Annotated in this window: 20 protein-coding genes and 1 pseudogene; 9 read left to right on the top strand and 12 right to left on the bottom strand. The window is 71.1% G+C overall.

The window, feature by feature from the left end; all coding sequences use genetic code 11:
• Window position 1: 1 nt before the first annotated feature.
• From AB0I15_RS44770 to AB0I15_RS44755, 4 genes are read right to left on the bottom strand one after another with little or no spacing between them, the layout of a single operon-like run.
• Window positions 2–1,396, bottom strand: coding sequence for a hypothetical protein (locus AB0I15_RS44770; protein WP_358110659.1), 1,395 nt, complete (start codon window positions 1,394–1,396; stop codon window positions 2–4).
• The gene (locus AB0I15_RS44765; protein WP_358110656.1) at window positions 1,366–1,857 is read right to left on the bottom strand and encodes a hypothetical protein; all 492 of its coding nucleotides are present in this window, start codon (window positions 1,855–1,857) and stop codon (window positions 1,366–1,368) included. The genes AB0I15_RS44770 and AB0I15_RS44765 overlap by 31 nt, the downstream gene beginning before the upstream one ends.
• A complete protein-coding gene (locus AB0I15_RS44760; RefSeq protein WP_358110653.1) occupies window positions 1,854–2,084 on the bottom strand; it encodes a hypothetical protein in 231 nt (76 codons plus the stop codon). The genes AB0I15_RS44765 and AB0I15_RS44760 overlap by 4 nt, the downstream gene beginning before the upstream one ends.
• A gap of 54 nt (window positions 2,085–2,138) precedes the next feature.
• Window positions 2,139–2,651 (bottom strand): PadR family transcriptional regulator, encoded by a 513-nt coding sequence (locus tag AB0I15_RS44755; RefSeq protein WP_358110650.1) that lies wholly within the window; start codon window positions 2,649–2,651, stop codon window positions 2,139–2,141.
• Between the two features lie 74 nt (window positions 2,652–2,725).
• Between AB0I15_RS44755 and AB0I15_RS44750 the strand changes: the two genes are divergently transcribed.
• Both AB0I15_RS44750 and AB0I15_RS44745 read left to right on the top strand, forming a co-directional pair.
• On the top strand, window positions 2,726–3,277 hold the full coding sequence (locus tag AB0I15_RS44750) for a hypothetical protein (RefSeq protein ID WP_358110647.1): 552 nt from the start codon (window positions 2,726–2,728) through the stop codon (window positions 3,275–3,277).
• Window positions 3,278–3,361: 84 nt separating this feature from the next.
• Window positions 3,362–3,901 (top strand): hypothetical protein, encoded by a 540-nt coding sequence (locus AB0I15_RS44745; RefSeq protein ID WP_358110644.1) that lies wholly within the window; start codon window positions 3,362–3,364, stop codon window positions 3,899–3,901.
• A 16-nt stretch (window positions 3,902–3,917) separates the two neighbouring features.
• Here the strand turns inward: AB0I15_RS44745 and AB0I15_RS44740 are convergent, their stop codons facing one another.
• A complete protein-coding gene (locus AB0I15_RS44740; protein ID WP_358110806.1) occupies window positions 3,918–5,357 on the bottom strand; it encodes a helix-turn-helix domain-containing protein in 1,440 nt (479 codons plus the stop codon).
• Between the two features lie 283 nt (window positions 5,358–5,640).
• Here AB0I15_RS44740 and aceA point away from each other — a divergent pair, with 283 nt between their 5' ends.
• Complete coding sequence (gene aceA, locus AB0I15_RS44735; RefSeq protein WP_358110641.1) at window positions 5,641–6,927, top strand: isocitrate lyase; 1,287 nt, start codon at window positions 5,641–5,643, stop codon at window positions 6,925–6,927.
• A gap of 480 nt (window positions 6,928–7,407) precedes the next feature.
• Here the strand turns inward: aceA and AB0I15_RS44730 are convergent.
• The 3 genes and pseudogenes from AB0I15_RS44730 to AB0I15_RS44720 form a co-directional block, all read right to left on the bottom strand.
• Window positions 7,408–8,220: pseudogene (locus tag AB0I15_RS44730) on the bottom strand (serine/threonine-protein kinase); the annotation flags it as partial.
• A gap of 132 nt (window positions 8,221–8,352) precedes the next feature.
• Window positions 8,353–9,189 (bottom strand): siderophore-interacting protein, encoded by an 837-nt coding sequence (locus tag AB0I15_RS44725; RefSeq protein ID WP_358110638.1) that lies wholly within the window; start codon window positions 9,187–9,189, stop codon window positions 8,353–8,355.
• A gap of 98 nt (window positions 9,190–9,287) precedes the next feature.
• Window positions 9,288–10,229, bottom strand: a complete 942-nt coding sequence (locus tag AB0I15_RS44720) for an alpha/beta hydrolase (RefSeq protein WP_358110636.1) — start codon at window positions 10,227–10,229, stop codon at window positions 9,288–9,290.
• A 141-nt stretch (window positions 10,230–10,370) separates the two neighbouring features.
• Between AB0I15_RS44720 and AB0I15_RS44715 the strand changes: the two genes are divergently transcribed.
• From AB0I15_RS44715 to AB0I15_RS44700, 4 genes are read left to right on the top strand one after another with little or no spacing between them, the layout of a single operon-like run.
• Complete coding sequence (locus tag AB0I15_RS44715; protein ID WP_358110634.1) at window positions 10,371–10,775, top strand: hypothetical protein; 405 nt, start codon at window positions 10,371–10,373, stop codon at window positions 10,773–10,775.
• 19 nt (window positions 10,776–10,794) lie between these two features.
• The gene (locus tag AB0I15_RS44710) at window positions 10,795–11,658 is read left to right on the top strand and encodes an ABC-2 family transporter protein (protein ID WP_358110631.1); all 864 of its coding nucleotides are present in this window, start codon (window positions 10,795–10,797) and stop codon (window positions 11,656–11,658) included.
• Window positions 11,651–12,439: an ABC-2 family transporter protein gene (locus tag AB0I15_RS44705; RefSeq protein WP_358110628.1), complete on the top strand. Its 789-nt coding sequence runs from the start codon at window positions 11,651–11,653 to the stop codon at window positions 12,437–12,439. The genes AB0I15_RS44710 and AB0I15_RS44705 overlap by 8 nt, the downstream gene beginning before the upstream one ends.
• A gap of 2 nt (window positions 12,440–12,441) precedes the next feature.
• On the top strand, window positions 12,442–13,188 hold the full coding sequence (locus AB0I15_RS44700) for an ATP-binding cassette domain-containing protein (protein ID WP_358110625.1): 747 nt from the start codon (window positions 12,442–12,444) through the stop codon (window positions 13,186–13,188).
• Here the strand turns inward: AB0I15_RS44700 and AB0I15_RS44695 are convergent.
• Entirely contained in the window at window positions 13,185–13,640 is a 456-nt protein-coding gene (locus AB0I15_RS44695; protein WP_358110622.1) for a hypothetical protein, read from the bottom strand. The two genes, AB0I15_RS44700 and AB0I15_RS44695, sit on opposite strands and share 4 nt — an antisense overlap.
• 148 nt (window positions 13,641–13,788) lie before the next feature.
• On the opposite strand from AB0I15_RS44695, the gene AB0I15_RS44690 reads away from it, so the two are divergent.
• Window positions 13,789–14,325: an MFS transporter gene (locus AB0I15_RS44690; protein WP_358110619.1), complete on the top strand. Its 537-nt coding sequence runs from the start codon at window positions 13,789–13,791 to the stop codon at window positions 14,323–14,325.
• A gap of 49 nt (window positions 14,326–14,374) precedes the next feature.
• On the top strand, window positions 14,375–15,115 hold the full coding sequence (locus AB0I15_RS44685) for a YcnI family protein (RefSeq protein WP_358110616.1): 741 nt from the start codon (window positions 14,375–14,377) through the stop codon (window positions 15,113–15,115).
• An 82-nt stretch (window positions 15,116–15,197) separates the two neighbouring features.
• Here AB0I15_RS44685 and AB0I15_RS44680 read toward each other — a convergent pair whose 3' ends face one another.
• Genes AB0I15_RS44680 through AB0I15_RS44670 form a run of 3 tightly spaced genes read right to left on the bottom strand, consistent with a single transcriptional unit; the run spans window position 15,198 to window position 18,299 of the window.
• Entirely contained in the window at window positions 15,198–16,157 is a 960-nt protein-coding gene (locus AB0I15_RS44680; RefSeq protein WP_358110613.1) for an ABC transporter permease, read from the bottom strand.
• Window positions 16,144–17,130 (bottom strand): ABC transporter ATP-binding protein, encoded by a 987-nt coding sequence (locus tag AB0I15_RS44675; RefSeq protein WP_358110611.1) that lies wholly within the window; start codon window positions 17,128–17,130, stop codon window positions 16,144–16,146. The genes AB0I15_RS44680 and AB0I15_RS44675 overlap by 14 nt, the downstream gene beginning before the upstream one ends.
• Window positions 17,127–18,299 carry a DUF2092 domain-containing protein gene (locus tag AB0I15_RS44670; RefSeq protein WP_358110608.1) on the bottom strand — a complete coding sequence of 391 codons (1,173 nt, stop codon included), beginning with the start codon at window positions 18,297–18,299 and terminating at the stop codon, window positions 17,127–17,129. Before AB0I15_RS44670 ends, AB0I15_RS44675 begins: the two co-directional genes overlap by 4 nt.
• Window positions 18,300–18,353: the final 54 nt, after the last annotated feature.

The following is an 18,353-nucleotide window of genomic DNA, read 5'->3' as shown; positions in this document are numbered from 1 at the left end:
GTCATTCCACGGCGCCGGCCTGCGTGAGGAGGTTCACGTACCAGGCGTTGTACGGGTGGTCGGTCGCCGGATAGCTGGCCAGCGGATCGGTGGCGTCGCCCGCCGAGTCGAAGCCCCAGCCGCGTACGAGCCGTCCCTCCCGCCGCGCCTCGGTGATGAACGCCGACTCGCCCGCGGGCGCCGCGTAGAACAGCGCGCCCTGCCGCAGCTCCGCGCTGTTGCCCTGCTGGAACTCGACGAAGGCGGTCTGCTGGAAGCGGATGCGGTCGCCGGTGTGCCTGTCGGTGTCGATCCGCAGGGTCTGGGCCGGGGTCGGGCCGTCGGCGCCGGTCCACACGCGTACGCTCGAGGCACCGCTGGAGGAGGTCGTCTTGTCGTAGCGGGCGTCGGAGGTCTTGGCGTTGCCGCTCCAGGCGACCGTCATCGCGCCGGTGTCGAGGGCGCCGTTCCAGTTCCAGTTCTGGCTGTTGCCCTGGCTGCGATGGATCTCGCGGAGCCGGGTGCCGGCCGCGTCGGTGAACCTGATCGTGGGCAGGACGCCGTCGTCGTACTTGCGGCTGGAGGACCAGGTGATCTCGCCGTCGGCGCCGAGACGGCCGACGCGGTACCACAGCGTGGTCGCGTTCTGGGACTGGTGCACCTCGACCAGGTCGCCGTTGTCGTTCAGCGCGACGGCGGGGGTGACGCCCGTGTCGTATCGGCCGTGGCGTAACCAGGTGACGCGGCCGTCGGCACCGTACGTGCCGGTCCAGTACCAGAGGTCGCCGGCGCCCGAGTCGTGCACCTCGACGACCTGGCCGCGGCCGTTGATCGCGATGGCCGGGTTGTGGCCGACGTCGCGCTTGTACTGGGTGCGGGTCGTGCCGTCGCCGGAGATCACCGGCAGCACCCGGCCGCGCAGCGCGTCCACCGACGGCGGGCTCGCCGGGTAGTCCCTGGCCCAGAGCAGGCGCGGGCCGAAGACGGAGGTGAGCTCCTGGTTGAGCGCGGCCAGGTTGCCCGCGGCGTAGGAGGGGTTGTCGGTCAGGTCGTCCTTGACGTCGAGCGCGACGACGATCGGCGCGGCGGAGGGGTGCTGCAGCGACCAGGTGTTGATCACGCCGAGCCAGTCGCGCAGGAGGTTGGAGGCGGGGTTTCCCGCGCGCTCGACCTGGTTGCCGGGTGAGTCGTGGCCGATGGAGTAGTCGCGGGAGGTGGCGTAGCCGTTGTCGTGGATGTCGAGCTCGATGAAGCGGATGCCTCGGTCGAGCTGGTCGGCGATCGAGCTCCTGGCGCCGGCGATGTTGCCCGAGTAGCTGTTGTGCGTGGCGCGGAAGATCGCCGAGGGTAACGGCGTGTCGGCCGCCGCCTGGGCGTTTCCGCTGATCAGAAGGATGGACGCGGCGACGGCGAGCATCGGCGGAATGGTTCTGGTAGAAGACACCTCTTGATCTTCACATCGGGGAGGGCCGCCAACAACACGATCCCTCGACTTCGTCCGTCCGGCGGCGGGGCCCGGCCGGTGCGGGCCGCCCCGTCACAGGAACGGTCACAGGAACGGTCGCAGGAACGCCGGCAGTGCGTGTGCCGGCTCCTCCGGCGCTTCCTCCGCCATGTGGTGACCGGAGTCGATCGAGGGCCGGACACGTCGTCGGCTCGGTCGCGCCACACCGCGAGCGGGTCGCCGTACAGGTCCTTCATGTCGTCCTTGGAGGACCACAGGAGCAGAGCCGGGCAGGTGACGCGGCGGCCCGCCGTCCGGTCGGCGTCGTCGGCCGCGCGGTCCGCCGTCAGGACCGCCCGGTAGTCCTCGTACGCCTCCTCGCCCATCTGGCCGGCGGCACCCTGGTACCAGGCGTCGGGGTCGGCGTTGATCATCCGCGCGGGGTGACGGCGCCGGGGTGGTCGGCGGCGAGGCGGTGGGCGACGTACGAGCCCCGGTCGTGGCCGAGGTGGCGCATGAGGGCGACCAGGTCGCGGGCCATGGCGCGTTTGGAGTAGGGCTCGTGGCCGGGCGTGGTGGGCGGCTTGCCGGAGCCGCCATGGCGGACGAACAGCGTCGTCTCGCCCACATCGACCAGCTCGGTCGCGAAGTCGTCGAACATGGCCGCCCCTTCACCCCGGACCGGCCGCCCCAGCGATCCCTTTCCCGGCGAATCTCAGGGAACCTGCCTCTCGGCCCATTCGGCCCACTCCCGCTGCATCCGGCCGAGCCGCAGGCCGTATTCGAGCGCGATGCGGCCGTACACCGACAGGTCGTCGTCGCCGCTCTCGACGAACTCGCGTACGCCCTCCAGCCGCTCCACCCGCTCGGCCGCCAGCCCGGCCTGATGGCGCAGATATGCGCGGGCCTGCTCCTGGGGCACCCGGGCCAGGAAGAAGACCCGCAGCAGCATGTCGCTGCGCGCCACCCTGGTGGGCTCGATCTGGGTCAGCCAGTGGCGCAGCTCCGCCAGGCCCTCCTCGGTGAGCGCATATTCCTTGCGCCCGCGCGGTCCCCGCGTCGCGACGTCCACGAAGCCGGCCTCCGCCAGCTTGCCGAGCTCCGCGTAGAGCTGGCTCTGCGTGGCCGGCCACACGTGGGACAGCGAGACGTCGAACATCTTCATCAGGTCGTATCCGCTCGCGGGTCCTTGGGCGAGCAGACCCAGCACGGCGTGTCGAAGGCTCACCTTCCTATGTTGACATGTCGGATTAGGAACGTCTAGCGTCGACCTGTCACTTCTGGAATGTCATAGGAGTCTTCGTGCGCGGCCTGCTCGGTTTCCTGCCCTGGATCGTCTACGCCGTCATCGCCACCGGCGACGAGTGGCGCTGGGGAGCCATCACCGGGCTCGCCATCGCCCTGGTCCTCGTCGCCGCCGACCGCAGGACGGGCCGGGCCTGGGACGAGATGGTGATCGAGTCGAGCGCCGCGGTGTTCTTCGCCTGCCTCACGGCGCTCTCCCTGGCGGACCCTCACTCGGCGCTCACCCCGTACGGCCCCGCGCTGGTCAACGTCTGGCTGGCGGGCACCGCCTGGGGCTCGCTGGCCATCCGCAGGCCCTTCACGCTGGGCATCGCGCGCACCATGGCGCCGGAGCGCGTCCGGGGGACCCCGCGCTTCCACCGCGTCAACGTGGTCATCACCACGGTCTGGGCGGCGGCCTTCACCACGGCGGCCCTCGCCCTGACGCTCGTCCTGTACGCCTCGCCCCACGCGACGACGTTGGTCATCGCCATCAAGGTCGCCACGTTCGCGGCACCCGCCGCCTTCACCGCCTGGTACCCCAGGCATGTCGGACCTGCCACCGGCTGACCGCGAACTTTCCGCCGGCGAGCGGCATCCCAAAGAGGGGTAAAAGACAGCGACTGATCAAGAGATTGGACAACGGGGATGAACATGACTCGGCTGACGCTGGCACTGACGGCCACCGGCACGGCCCTGGTGATCGCGACCCCGGCGGGTGCCACCGCGCAGGTCACAGCACAGCCCACGGCGCAGGTCACAGCAGAGGCCACGGCGGGGACCGCCACAGGGGGCACCTTCGGCCCGTACGGCTACCGCGGCGTCACCTTGGGGATGACCGCCAAGCAGGCCAAGGCCACCGGCCAGATCGTGCTCGACCTGCGCGACTACTGCACCCGCTGGCACTTCACGTCGCGCCGCCCCGCCCGCGACAGGGGCGGACTGTACATCTCCAAGAAGCGCGGCGTCGCCGTCATCTTCGCGCCGACCGGGGTGCGCACCCCCCGGGGCATCGCCGTCGGCTCCACCCTGAGCCAGATCAAGAAGGCCTACCCCAGGGTCAGGAAGCAGATCAACGGCTACTCCGTCCCCGTGCCCGGCAACCGCAAGGCGTTCTACCACTTCGGCGTCAACCAGCGGAACAAGGTGGAGGAGCTGATCCTCGGCCTCAACACGCAGGACTGCGTGAGCTGACCGCGCCCGGACGGGGCTACGTCCCGGCGGCGTGCCGCTCCAGGAAGGTGTAGACGTCGGCCTCGTCCACGCCCGGGAACGACCCGGGCGGCAGCGCGGCCAGGACGTGGGAGTTGGCGCGGGCGGACGGCCAGGCGTAGCCCTCCCAGCGTTCGGCCAGCTCGGTGGGCGGGCGGCGGCAGCAGTCGCCGTTGGGGCAGCCGGACTTGGTGCGGTTGGTGGTCTCGCGGCCCCGGAACCAGCGCGACTCCTTGTACGGCACCCCGAGCGTGATCGCGAAGTCCCGCTCGCGCGACGGGTCCACGTGCGCCACGCAGAAGTAGGTCCCGGTCGGCGAGTCCGAGTACTGGTAGAACACCGAGAACCGGTCGGGCGAGGCGAACACCTGCCGCCCCGACCACTGCAGGCACATCCGCTGCCCCTCGATGGCGCCCTGCTCGTCGGCCGGGAAGACGATGCCGTCGTTCTCGTAGGCCTTGTAGATGGTGCCCCCGGCGTCGTTGCGCACGAAGTGGCAGACGAGGCCCAGGTGGTGGGTGGCCAGGTTGGTGAAGCGGTGGGCGGCCATCTCGTACGAGACCGCGAACACGTCCCGCAGGTCCTCCACCGACAGCGCCCGGTCGGACTTGGCCTCCTGAAGATAGAGCGTGGCGGCCTTCTCGGGGACGAGCACGGCGGCGGCGAAGTAATTGGCCTCGGTGCGCTGGCGCAGGAAGTCGGCGAAGTCGCGGGGCTTGTCGTGGCCGAGCGCGAGGTGCCCGAGCGTCTGGAGCAGGATCGTGCGCGGGGTGTGCATGCCGAGCTGCTCGTGCTTGACGTAGATGCGGCGGTTGCGCAGGTCGGTGATGGACCGCACGGAGCGGGGCAGGTCCTGGGCGGTGTGCACGGTGTAGCCGAAGTGCGTGACCAGGCTCTGGATCGTGCTCTGGGACAGCGCTCCGGTGCGGTAGCCGACCACCTCGAGCGCCTCGGCGGCGGCCTGCTCGATCTCGGGGAAGTAGTTGCCCACCTCGCGCTGCCGCCGCCGCAGCTCGGCGTTGGCCGCCCGGGCCTCCTCCGGTGTGGCGGTGCCCCGGGCCTGCCGGGAGCGCAGCTCGCCGTACAGGCCGAGGAGGTGTTCGAGCACGTCGTTGGGGACGCGGGCGGAGACCTTCAGCCGTGGCAGGCCTAGCCCGGCGTAGATGGGGTCGCGCTGCGCCTCCTCCAGCGCGATCTCGAGCTGGGCGCGGCGGTTGGGGGGCTGGCGGCGCAGCAGCTCCTCGACGGGGACGCCCAGGGCGGACGCCAGCGACTTGAGCAGGGAGAGCTTGGGTTCGCGCTTGCCGTTCTCGAGCAGCGACAGCTGGCTGGGCGCCCTGCTGACGCGTGATCCCAGGTCGGACAGCGTGAGGCCGCGTTGTTTGCGCAGGTGGCGCAGGCGCTGGCCAAACGCGATCAGATCAAGCTCCTGCGTCAAAGACAGCGGTTCTTCGCCTAGCAAGGACGCCATGCTGGCATCTTAGACAGAAAATTGGCTCATCTTCTAGCCTCCCGGGGGTGCCCTTCTCGCCGCGCTCCCGAGCACGGGGCGATTGGTCTAGTCCAACGGTAAAACTCGCGATTTCTTCACTGCTGAATACCCACTGGTAATGCATGTGGCGAGAATTTTCGCGAATCTTCTCACTTGATCGGCCTATTGGCGGGTGCTCCCAGGGCAGACACTCGGCGTAAGCCCCAGGGGACGACAAAGGAGCGAACCAATGAACGATCGCCTCAAGGGAGCTGCCGAGCAGCTGCAGGACGAATGGGACAACGACTCTCGCTGGGAGGGCGTCGAGCGTACGTATGGCGCCGAAGACGTGATCAGGTTGCGGGGCAGTGTCCAGGAGGAGCACACGCTCGCCCGGCTCGGCGCCGAACGGCTGTGGAACCTGCTGCACACCGAGGACTACGTCAACTCCCTCGGCGCGCTGACCGGCAACCAGGCGGTGCAGCAGGTGAAGGCCGGGCTGAAGGCCATCTACCTGTCCGGCTGGCAGGTGGCCGCGGACGCGAACCTGGGCGGGCACACCTACCCGGACCAGAGCCTGTACCCGGCCAACTCCGTGCCCGCCGTCGTGCGCCGCATCAACAACGCGCTGCTGCGCGCCGACCAGATCACCTGGTCGGAGGGCCGCACCGACGGCCCCCACTGGCTGGCGCCGATCGTGGCCGACGCCGAGGCGGGGTTCGGCGGGGTGCTGAACGCGTTCGAGCTGATGAAGGGCATGATCGCGGCCGGCGCCGCGGGCGTGCACTGGGAGGACCAGCTCGCCTCCGAGAAGAAGTGCGGCCACCTGGGCGGCAAGGTGCTGATCCCGACCGGCCAGCACATCAAGACCCTGAACGCCGCCCGCCTCGCCGCGGACGTCGCCGGGGTGCCCTCGCTGATCATCGCGCGGACCGACGCCCAGGCCGCGACACTCCTGACCAGCGACGTGGACCCGCGCGACCAGGCGTTCGCCACCGGTGAGCGCACCGCCGAGGGCTTCTACCGGGTCAGGAACGGCCTGGACGCGTGCGTGGCCCGCGGGCTGGCGTACGCGCCGCACTCCGACCTGCTCTGGATGGAGACCGGCACGCCCGACCTCGACGTGGCCCGCGAGTTCGCCGAGGCGATCAAGGCCGAGTACCCGGACCAGATGCTGGCCTACAACTGCTCGCCGTCGTTCAACTGGAAGAAGCACCTGGACGACTCGACGATCGCCAAGTTCCAGCGGGAGCTGGGCCACATGGGGTACAAGTTCCAGTTCATCACCCTGGCCGGGTTCCACTCACTCAACTACGGCATGTTCGACCTCGCCCAGGGGTACGCCACCGACGGCATGACGGCGTACGTGGAGCTGCAGGAGGCCGAGTTCGCGGCCGAGGCGCGCGGCTACACCGCCACCCGCCACCAGCGTGAGGTGGGCACCGGCTACTTCGACCTGATCAGCACCGCCGTGGCGCCCGACTCCTCGACGACCGCCTACAAGGGCTCGACGGAAGAGGAGCAGTTCGCCCACTGATCTCCCCGAGTTCGCCGGCCACCTCCAGGGCATGGGACGGTTCCCCGGCGAATGGGCCGCGCCAGTACCCCCCAGCACTGGCGCGGCCTTTTCATTCGCCGGAGACCGTCGGCGTGGGGGTGTCCGAGAGCGGCGGGTCCGAGGACTCGCCGGGGCCGTCCTGGGGGATCGTGGTGATCGACGCCGACGGGCGGGGGCAGCCGCGATCGAGACCGTGGCCAGCGCCGCGAAGCTCGCGTGCGACAGATGCGCGCCGCGCCGGGCCATTCCGCCCGCCGTACGCCCTCTTCGCCGGGCCGCCCTTCCTCCCGCCGTTCGCCTCCTTCGCCCGGCCGCCCCGGGCTCGTCCGCCCGTGGCCGGGCTCTTTCGCCGCCCGCCGGGCACGGCACCGGCGTCCACGTGTTCGCCAGCACCTCCGCCACCGCCCGCCGCAGATCCCGCGCCGCCCCCGCCCCGCCCGCAGCCAGCAAGGCCCGCAGCAGGTCGGCGGCCGTCGGGCGGCCGTCCGGCTCCTTGGCCAGGGCGGCCTCGACGGCGGGCCGGAGCAGGTCCGGCACGCCCGCCAGCCGCGGCGGCTCGCACACGATGCGCCGGGTCAGCGCCTCCGGCTCGCCGTCGCCGAACGGATGGCGGCCGGTGGCGGCGAAGGCGACCAGGCAGCCCCAGACGAAGACGTCGGAGGAGGGCAGCGCGGGAGCGCCTGTCAGCCGTTCCGGCGCCACCCACCCAGGGCTGCCCATGACCTGGCCCGCCTGGGTGTGCGCGGCCAGGGCGTCCAGGTCGCGGGCGATGCCGAAGTCGATGACGCGGGGCCCGCATGGCGACAGCAGCACGTTGCCCGGTTTGAGATCCCGGTGCACCAGCCCCGCCTCGTGCACCGCGACCAGCGCCGCAGCGACCCCGAGCGCCACGCCGTGGGCGAGATCGGGGGTCAGCGGGCCGCCGGTCCTGACGACCTGGGACAGGGCGGGGCCGGGGAGGTATTCGGTGACCAGGTACGGCCGGTCCCCGTCGGAGCCGTCCTCCACGACCGCCGCCGTGCAGAAGGGCACCAGTCTGCGCGAGAAAGCCACTTCCTCGGCGAAGCGCGCCCTCAGCGTGGCATCGTGGAGATGCACCGCGTGCGGTGTCTTGAGTGCGACGAGGCCACCCTGAGGGTGTTCGGCCAGATACACCACTCCCATGCCGCCCGTGCCGAGGCGGCCGAGAAGCAGATATCGGCCGATGACGACCGGGTCCCCCACCGTAAGCGGTCGCACGCCCGGAGGCGTGCCGCTCGCACCACGCGCCATCCGGATCCGTCCCTCCCCTGTCCGGCCCTGTCCGGAACACGGCCAAGCACACTGTGGCGCGCTCCGGGGAGGCTTTCCGCATGTCTTACATAAGGGGTATGGGAGGTAAGACGGTCATTCCCTCCCGGTGAGTCAGGAGGCGATCGCCGCCTCTTCCTCGGCCTCGACCTGGCGGTTCCAGGCGCCCTTGACCTCGCGCCAGGCCTCGTCGTCCGCCCCGAGCCGCCAGTAGCCGGAAATGGACAGCCGCTCCAGCGGGACGCCCCGCTCGAGGCGCAGGTGGCGGCGGAGCTGCTTCACGAAGCCGGCCTCGCCGTGGACGAAGGCGTGCACGGCGCCCTCGGGGAAGTCCAGCTCGCGCACCGCCCGTACGAGACCCTCGCCCACGGGACGGTCGCCCCGGTAGATCCACCGGATCCGGGCGTCGGCGGCCGTGCCGAGCTTCAGCTCGTCCGCGGGCGCGTCCACCTCGATCAGGACGTGGGCCACCACGCTGTCCGGGAGCGCCTCCAGCGAGGTGGCGATGGCCGGCAGCGCGCTCTCGTCGCCCACCAGGAGATGCCAGTCGGCCTCCGGGTCGGGCACGTAGCCGCCGCCGGGGCCCAGCATGAGCACGACGTCGCCCGGCTTGGCGTTGGCCGCCCAGGGCCCGGCCAGGCCCTCGTCGCCGTGGACCACGAAGTCGAGGGTCAGCTCGAGGGCGTCGGGATCCCAGGCGCGTACGGTGTAGGTCCGCAGCCTCGGCCACAACTCGCGGGGCATGCTCTCCCGGCAGGACTTCACGCTGAACGGCTCGGGATAGTCGACCCCCTCGTAGGGGAAGACCAGCTTGACGTAGTGATCGGTGAGTCCCGTGGTGGCGAAGTCGGCCAGCCCGTCACCGCCGACCACGACGCGGACCATGTGCCGCGAGATCTGCTCGGTCCGCAGGACGACGCCGCGATGATGATCCCTGGACTTCTCAGCCATCGAATTGCCCCCCTGGTATACAACTTAGGTATACCTAACCTTACATGCCTTAGGTCTGCCAGCGTACGCCGACCATCGCAAAAGGGACAGGGTAAAAATCACGCGGCCGCGGAATCCCCCATCGACGCGGGCCGGGCGGCCACCGCACCCAGGAAGGACGCCATGTGCCGGAACGCCAGCCGCGCCTCCGGCAGCACCTCCGCCAGGATCGGGAACACGTGTGGCATCCTGGGCCATTCCTCGTACCTGACCGGCACCCCCGCCAGCCGCGCCCGCTCGGCCACCCGCCTGGCCTCGTCGCGCAGCACCTCCGTCGACCCCGTCACGATCATCAGCGGCGGCAGCCCCGTGAAGTCCCCGCGCACCGGCGAGACCAGCGGATCCCGCGGGTCCAGCCCCGACGTCCACCGGCGCGCCAGCCACCGCACCCGGCTCGCCGGCAGCAGCGGATCCTGCCACCGGTTCGCCCGGCGCGGGAAGTCCGTCAGATCGGCCCACGGCGACAGGCAGATCGCCGCCCCCGGCAGCGGCAGCCCCCGATCGCGCAGCGCCAGCAGCGTCGCCAGCGCCAGGTGGCCACCGGCCGAGTCCCCCGCCACCACCACGTCCCCGGGCGCGTATCCGCGCCGCAGCAGGCAGTCGTACGCGTCCAGCGCGTCGGCCAGCGAGTCGGCCAGCCGGTGCACCGGCCCCTGCCGGTAGTCGAGCGCCACGACCGGCCGCCCGGCCGCCACCGACAACCGCCACGTGATCGGCCGATGCGTACGCGGGGAGCACGAGAAATAGCCCCCGCCGTGGAAGTACAGCACCACTTTGCGCTCGTCGAGCCCCTGCCCTCCGCGCACCCACTCGCCCCCGCACGAGGCGAACTCCGCCGGGACGACCGAGACGTGCGCCGGATGGGGCACGTGCACCATCCGCGCCAGATCACCGAGCCGGGCCGCCCCCACCAGCGCCAGCGGATGGCGCATCAGCAGGACGGAGGCAGGCTTCACGGTCCCCCGCATGAGGCCGGTGAGCGCGCGAGCCTGCCAGCTCAAGGGGTAATCGGGAACCACATCCCTGTCGATCCGCATATCGACCCTCCAGGGACTGTTCTTCCCCTTTCAACATCGTTCTACCGGCCAGTAAGTGTCTCATCTCTTACACGGATATTTCGGCGCTGTGACACGCTGACACCTATGGCCGGATACTCGGGCACCCCCCTCCCGCGCAAGCTCGGCGTCAAGCCGGGCCACCTGGTGCTCGCCATCGACGCCCCCGACGACCTCGACGGGCTCGCCCTGGGCGGACCGGAAGCCGACGTCCACCACGCCCCCGCCGAGGGCCCCTACGACGTCATCCTCATCTTCTGCTCCGACAGCGCCGCCCTGCACACCCGGTTCCCCTCGGCCAAGGCCCTCCTCGCCAGGAACGGCGGCCTGTGGGTCTGCTGGCCCAAACGAGCCAGCAAGGTCCCCACCGACCTGTCCGAGAACCCCATCCGGGACTACGGCCTGGACCAGGGACTGGTCGACAACAAGGTCGCCGCCATCGACGCGACCTGGTCGGGCCTGCGCTTCGTTTATCGCGTTGCGGACCGCTGAGGCCGCAACGGATAATTCCATGCTCTGCCCGGCAGACCCGTGCGCGGGTCCGGACACGGCCTGTCACCGTGTCATCACACCCCGGAGGTGCAAAACCATACCGCTCTATGCCCGGCTCGTCCGGTACGGCTTCCGCAAACACGCCACCTACGTCTGGGCGGCGCTCGCCGGCGCGTTCACCAACAGCGTGTTCGGCATCCTGCGCGCCTACATCCTCATCGCCCTGTGGCAGGCCCGCCCGGGCCTGGCCGGCTACGACCTGACCGACGCCGTCACCTACTGCTTCGTCACCCAGGCGTTCATCGGCCCGATGCAACTGTTCGGCGGCGGCCTGTCCATTCCCGAACGCATCCGCAGCGGCGACATCGCCCTCGACCTGGTCCGCCCCGCCTCACTGCAGCTCTGGACGCTGGCCGAGGACATGGGCCGGGCCGCCTACCTGTTCGTCGTCCGCGGTTTCCCGCCCATGCTGGTCGGCGCGGCCCTGTTCGGCGTCCTCGTCCCCACCACACCCGGCCGGTGGCTGACCTTCCTGACCGGCTTCGCCCTCGGCGTCGTCGTCAGCTTCGGCTGGCGCTACCTCGTCGCGCTGTCGGTCTGCTGGCTCCTGGACGACCGCGGCGTGGCGGTCCTGTCACTCGTCCTGACCACCTTCTTCAGCGGCATGATGGTGCCGCTGCACATCTTCCCCGGCTGGCTCGGCGACCTGGCCAGGTCCCTGCCCTGGGCCGCCATGGTGCAACTGCCCACCGACCTCTACCTGGGCAAGGCCCCCGTCCTGGAGACGCTCGGCTTCCAGGCGTTCTGGGCCGTGGTCCTGCTCGGGCTCGGCGCGCTCGGCACCCGGGCGATCCGCCACAAGGTGGTGATCCAGGGTGGTTAGGACGTACGTCCTGCTGCTGTGGACCTGGACGCGCGCCGCGGCCTCCTACCCGGCCTCGTTCGCGCTGATGACCCTGCTCGGCTTCGCCATCGCCGCGCTCGACGTCGCCGTGATCCTGGTCATCTTCGCCAACACCACCACCCTCGCCGGCTTCACCCGCGACGAGGTCCTCTTCCTGTACGGCGCCGCCAGCGTCTCCTTCACCCTCTGCGACACCTTCGTCAGCAACATCGACCGCGTCAGCCAGCACATCAGGGCCGGCACCCTCGACACCTTCCTGATCAGGCCGGTCAGCGCGTGGATCCAGCTCACCACCGACCGCTTCAACGCCAACCGGATCGGGCGCGTGGTCCAGTCCGGTCTCGTGCTCGGCTACGCCATGACCGCGCTCGACCTCGACTGGCGGCGCACCTGGATGGTCCCCGTCATGGTGGTCACCGGGATCGTCATCTTCACCTCGCTGTGGACGATGGCCGGGGCGCTGCAGTTCGCGCTCACCGACGCGCCCGAGGTGACCAGCTCCTTCACCTACGGCAGCCACCAGCTCAGCCAGTACCCGCTCAGCATCTACGCCCGCGACCTGGTCGCCGGCGTGACGTACGTGCTCCCGCTGGCCTTCATCAACTGGCAGCCCGGCCTGTACGTCCTGGGCCGCGACGACCCCTTCGGCACACCCGCGTTCATGCGGTTCCTCGGGCCGGCCGCCGCGCTGGTCCTCGCCCTGCTGGCCGCGCTGGCCTGGCGGCAGGGAGTCCGGCACTACCGATCAACGGGGAGTTAGCAATGATCGAGCTCGAACGGGTCGGACGCTCGTTCAAGGTGCGGCGGAGCCTCGTCCACGCCGTGAGCGACCTGTCGTTCACCGTGTCGGCCGGGGAGTTCGTCGGCTACCTCGGGCCCAACGGCGCGGGCAAGTCCACCACCATCAAGATGCTCTGCGGCATCCTGACCCCCACGTCCGGCAGGGTGCGGGTGGCGGGGCTGGATCCGTCGCGCAGGCGCACGACGCTGGCGCGGCGGATCGGGGTGGTGTTCGGGCAGCGGACGACGCTGTGGTGGGACCTGCCGCTCGGCGACAGTTTTCAGCTGATCCGGCACCTTTACAAAGTTGATCGTGCCACGTTCGCCGCGCGGCTGGGCGAGCTGACCGAGACGCTCGACCTGGGCTCCTTCATGCGCACCCCGGTGCGGCAGCTCAGCCTCGGGCAGCGCATGCGGGGCGACCTGGCGGCGGCCCTGCTGCACGCGCCGGACGTCCTGGTGCTCGACGAGCCGACGATCGGGCTCGACGTGGTCAGCAAGGCCAGCATCCGGGACTTCCTGCAGCGGCTCAACGCCGAGCGGGGCACCACGGTGCTGCTGACCACGCATGATCTCGGCGACATCGAGCGCCTGTGCCGCCGGGTCATGCTGATCGACCACGGGCGGCTGGCGTTCGACGGCACGCTCGACGACCTGATGGCCACGGCGCCCGACCAGTCGTCGATCGAGGACGTCGTGACCCGCCTCTACACCGGCAGCGCGGGCTAGTAGTAGCTGCCCTCCGGCGTGGTCTCGTACTCCTCGTCGAGGTCGTCATGACGGCGCGACCAGCGTGACGGCATCAGCACGGGGATGAACAGGACCACGCCGAGCAGGGCGTAGACGCCCGTCGTGAGCAGGGTCTTGGCGCCGAAGCCGGCGTCTCTGATGATCTGGTTGACCGACGGCTCGGCCGGGATGAGGGACAGCGCCCTGTTGACGTCGAGCGCGTAGACGACCGTCCAGGCCAGCAGCACCATCGACGGGACGAACGTCGCCAGCGGCGAGATCCGGCCGGCCGTAACCAGGCCCACCACGAGCCCGACCGCGGCCATCGCGCCCAGCGCGATCCACATCCTCTGGTTGTCCGGTGGAGTCGCCGCCGCGGTGCCGACCGCCTGCTGCACGGCCCACCCTCCGCCTCCCAGCACGGCCGCCGTCACCACAAGCCCGATGAGCAAACCAGCTAAGTGCCGCAACGTTCTCACCTCTATGTTCAACGTGGTCGGCACGACCCTAGCGACAAATGCCATTTTCGGACCAGGCCTTGCGCACCTTGGACCTCTGGGTCTCAAGACTCCCTGCCCCGTGAGAGCATGGGGCACACCCATGCGTGCGCAACTGCCCCTCAGGCTCGCGCGGACGGCCGCCTTCGCCGCCGTCTGCGTGACTCTGGCCGCGCTGGCCCACGTGATCGGCGGCGGTGCGGCGCCCGCGCCGCGGCCCGCCCTTCTCGGACTCGCGGGCGTGGCCGCGCTGGGGCTCGCCCTGGGCGGCAGAGAGCGCTCGGCGGGCACGATCACGATCGTGCTGGTCGGGGCGCAGCTCGGGCTGCACGAGCTGTTCGCGGGCGCGGGCTCGGCCTACGTCTCCGTCCACGGGCACGCGCAGGGCGGGCTGGCCGTCAACGCCGGCATGCTGCTCACCCACCTGACGGCCACGGTGATCACCGGGCTGTGGGTGGCGCGCGGCGAGGCCGCCCTGTGGTCGCTGCTGCGCCGCCTGGGCCGCCGGCTCCTCCTGCTCACCCCGGTCGCCGCACTCGTTCCGCGGGCCCCCGGCCCCATCGTGCACATCAGGGTGGTCCCGCTCACGCCGGTCTTCCGGCACAGCGTGGCCAGGCGTGGTCCTCCACTTCCCGCCTGACCGTCTGACGCCCCCTTCTCATCCCCCCGATACCAAGTGGAGTTCACGCATGTCGTTCCTACGCCGCGCCGCGACCGTCCTGGCCGCCGCCACCGCGCTCACCGCCGGCCTCGCGCTGCCCGCGCTGGCCCACGTCACCATCCAGCCCGGCACCGCCGAGCAGGGCGGGTTCACCAAGGTCGCCTTCCGGGTGCCGAACGAGCGCGACGACGCCTCGACCACCAAGATCGAGGTCTCCTTCCCCGCTGACCACCCGCTCGCCTTCGTGTCGGTCAAGCCCGTGCCCGGGTGGGACGTCAAGGTCACCGAGAGCAAGCTGCCGGCGCCGGTCAAGACCGAGTACGGCGATCTGGAGGAGGCCGTCACCAAGGTCGTCTGGTCGGGCGGCAAGATCAACCCCGGGGAGTTCCAGGAGTTCGAGGTGTCCATGGGGCAACTGCCGAAGGACACCGACTCGCTGATGTTCCCGACGAAGCAGACCTACTCGGGGGGCGAGGTGGTGGACTGGTCGGAGGCGCCCAAGACCGACGGCACCGAGGCCGAGCACCCGGCCCCGCTCCTCAAGCTGGTCCCCGCCAGCGGCGACGACGCCCACGGCGCGGCCTCGGCCAGCGCCTCTCCCAGCGCCTCCCCGGCGGCGGCGGCCGCCCCCTCGGTGACGCCGGTGTCGTCGGCGTCCGCGTCGGCCTCCGACACCACGGCCCGCCTCCTGGGCGGGGCCGGGCTGGCGGTCGGCGTCATCGGCGTGGTCATCGGCGCCCTCGGCCTGCGCCGCCGCCCCACCTCCTGACGCCCGGCCCGGCTCTGCCGTACGAGGTGCCCGCCCCCGGCGGGTGGGCGCCTCGCCACGGGCCCGAGCCCGGACGGCGAGGTCAGGAGGTGATGTCCTTGCCGGAGAACCGGGCCCAGGCGATCGAGCCGAACAGCCCGATGTAGGCCCCGAACGCCAGCAGCCCGTCGCCCAGCGCCCTGAAGTCGATGGGACTGCGCAGCACCGCGTCGAAGTTCGTGAACTTGGTCGGCAGCAGGTACGGCGTGATCGAGCTCAGCTCGGGGATCGCCCGCAGCACCTGGCAGACGATGAGCAGCACCATCGTGGCCGCGATGGCCCCGATGGACACCTCCGTGAACGTCGACAGCGCCAGCGCCACGGCGGCGAGCGCGGCCATGGCCGTGCCGATGTAGCCGACCGAGATGGCGATCCGCACCAGCCCTTCGCCCATCGAGATCGTGGTGCCCGACAGCAGCGTCACGGGCCCCGTGGGGAACAGCAGCAGACCGGTCACCAGGGCCGACAGGGCCACCACGGCCGTGACGGCGTACCCGTAGACGGCCGCGTTCAGGTATTTGACCACCAGCAGCCGCGTGCGCCCCGCCGGGGCGGCCAGCAGGTAGCGCAGCGTGCCCGCGCCCGCCTCCCCCGCGATCGAGTCGCCGCCCACGACGCTCACGGCCACCGGCATCAGCAGCAGCACCAGGAACGAGAACGAGACGAAGGTCAGCATCAGGCTGTTGCCCGCGACCGCCTGGATGATCCCGCCCATCCCCTCCTCGCCGGAGCCGAAGGCGCGCAGCGCGACACCGATGATCACCGGTACGGCGGCGAGCACCCCCAGCATCACCAGGTTGCGGGGGCGGCGGAACGTCAGGCCCAGCTCCGAGCCGAGCAGCCGCCAGAACGCCCGCGCGGGCCCGGTGGAGGCCGGCCGCTCGGCCGGGGGCGACGACTCGGGCGCGTGGCGCTGGGCGGTCCGCATGGTCTCCGCCACCGGCACCAGACCCGGCGTCCGCCGCCCCTGCTCCGTCGCTGTCGCGCTCTCAGCCGTCGACATCGAAGCCCTCCCCTGTCAATCCCACGAACACGTCCTCGAGGCTCGGCCGCACCACGGCCAGCCCACGTACGGCCACGCCCTCCCCCACGAGCGCGGCGTTGATCGTCTCCGGCGCGTGCCCGCCCAGCTCCGCCGTGACCTCACCACCCGCGGGCCGCACGTCGGCCAGGCCGAGCGTGCCGAGCACCCGCGCCGCGTCGGCCGTGTCGGGCGTCTCGACCCGCACGCGGGCCACCAGCCCGCCGTTGAGCGAGGCGATCGTGCCCTGGGCGACGAGCTTGCCGGTCCGCATGATCGCGGCGTGCGTGCACATCTGCTCGACCTCGGCCAGCAGGTGCGAGGAGACGAACACCGTGGTGCCGTCCGCGGCGATCTCCTTGACCAGCGCGCGCACCTCGCGGGTGCCCTGCGGGTCGAGCCCGTTGGTGGGCTCGTCCAGGATGAGCAGCTCGCGCGGACCGAGCAGCGCGGCCGCGATGGCCAGGCGCTGGCGCATGCCGAGCGAGTAGTTGCGGTAACGCTTGCCCGCGGCGGCCGACAGGCCCACCCGCTCCAGCGACTCGGCGATCCGCCGTCTGGCGCTCGCGCGGGGCGCGGTCGGGTCGGCGGCGTCGAAGCGCATGAGATTGGCCTCGCCGGACAGATACGGGTAGAAGGCCGGGCCCTCGACGAGCGCGCCGACCTTCGGCAGGGCCCGCGCCTGCGGCAGCCCGAGCACCGAGTACGCGCCCGACGTCGGCGACACCAGCCCCAGCAGCATGCGGATCGTGGTCGTCTTGCCGGAGCCGTTGGGCCCCAGGAACCCGAACACCGAGCCGCGCGGCACGGCCAGGTCGAGCGCGTCCACGGCGATCTGGCCGCCGCGGAACTGCTTGGTCAGGCCCTGCGTGACGATGGCCTCGTCCCCGGAGACGCCCCCGGAGGGCGGGGCCGCCCCGAAGGGCGCCCCCGCTTCCTGCGTGACGGTGGTCACTTGATGCCCGCCGCCTTGGTGATCTCCTCCGGGGTGACCGCGCCGACCAGAAGGCGGCCGTCGTCGGTCAGCAGGGCGGTGACGAGCTTGGTCTTGATCAGCTTGCCGGAGCCCCACGTGCCGCTCACCGGGGTGGCGGACTTGAGCACGGTGTCGGCCAGCGCGGACGGGTCCACGTCACCGCCATCCGGGTCGAACCGGTCGCCCGAGTCCTCGGACGTCTCGGCCTGCTGGGCGGTCAGGTCGGACAGCGAGAACGGCACGACCGCCACGCTGGCCCAGCCCTCGCCCACGACCTTCAGATCGCCCGCGACGTCCTTGGCCTTCTCGGCCTTCTCCTCCGCGTTCTTGCCGAAGTCCCGCTCCTCGCCGAGCGTCTTCTCCTCCACCTTGGCGCCCGGGGGCGGGGTGAAGGTGAAGTTCTCGGCCGCCGGCGGCGTGAACGTCACCTGGGTGAAGCCGACCTGGAACGCGGGTTCGGCCGAGCCCTTGGCGAACACCTGGACCTGGAGCGGGACGTACGTCTCGCCGTCGAGCGCGATGCGTACTTCCTGGACCAGCGAGCCCGCGTCCTTCGGCGACAGCACGAGCTGGTAGACCGGGCGGCCCGCCACCTCCGCCGTGTTGATCACCCGGACGGCGGTGTGCTCGTCGACGCCGGTCAGCATCCGCTCCGCCACCTGCTGCGGTGTCAGGTCGGTCGGCTGCGGCGTCCGCAGGGCGTGCTGCTGCTCCCCGGCGCCCTGCTTGATCGTCAGCTTCGTGGCCGTGTTGCTGGCGCTCTCCCAGTACCAGGCCTGACCGCCGTTGACGATCAGGTTGGTCTCGTTGAGCTGGGTCGGCATGGCCACCCGGACCTTGTCCTCGGCGCCGTACCAGACCTTCACCTCGTGCGAGCCGGACAGCAGGCTGAGCGGCGACGCCTCACCGGTCGCCGGCAGCGCGGGCAGACCGAGCGAGGCGGTCTGCTGCACGGTGCCGGACATCGGCGGGATGCCGCCCTTGCTGGTCGCCGCCGCGGCGTCGGCCAGCAGTTGCTGGGCCGAGCGCTCGGGCAGCGTGGGCTCGCCGCTCACCGCGGCGATGACGGGGCCGGCGCCGATCGCGGCTCCGATCACGGCAGCCGCCGCGATCGGGACTCCCCACCTCACGAACGTGCCTCTTCGCATCTCACTCCTTAACGGTATGTCGATGTTCAGAGCCTGCGTGATGCATCCTGTGGC

Origin of the sequence: Nonomuraea sp. NPDC050643, assembly GCF_040654715.1 — a bacterium.
In the GTDB taxonomy this organism is placed as follows: domain Bacteria; phylum Actinomycetota; class Actinomycetes; order Streptosporangiales; family Streptosporangiaceae; genus Nonomuraea.
Note: the sequence above shows the minus strand (reverse complement) of the source record. Positions and strands in the feature narration are given on the sequence as shown.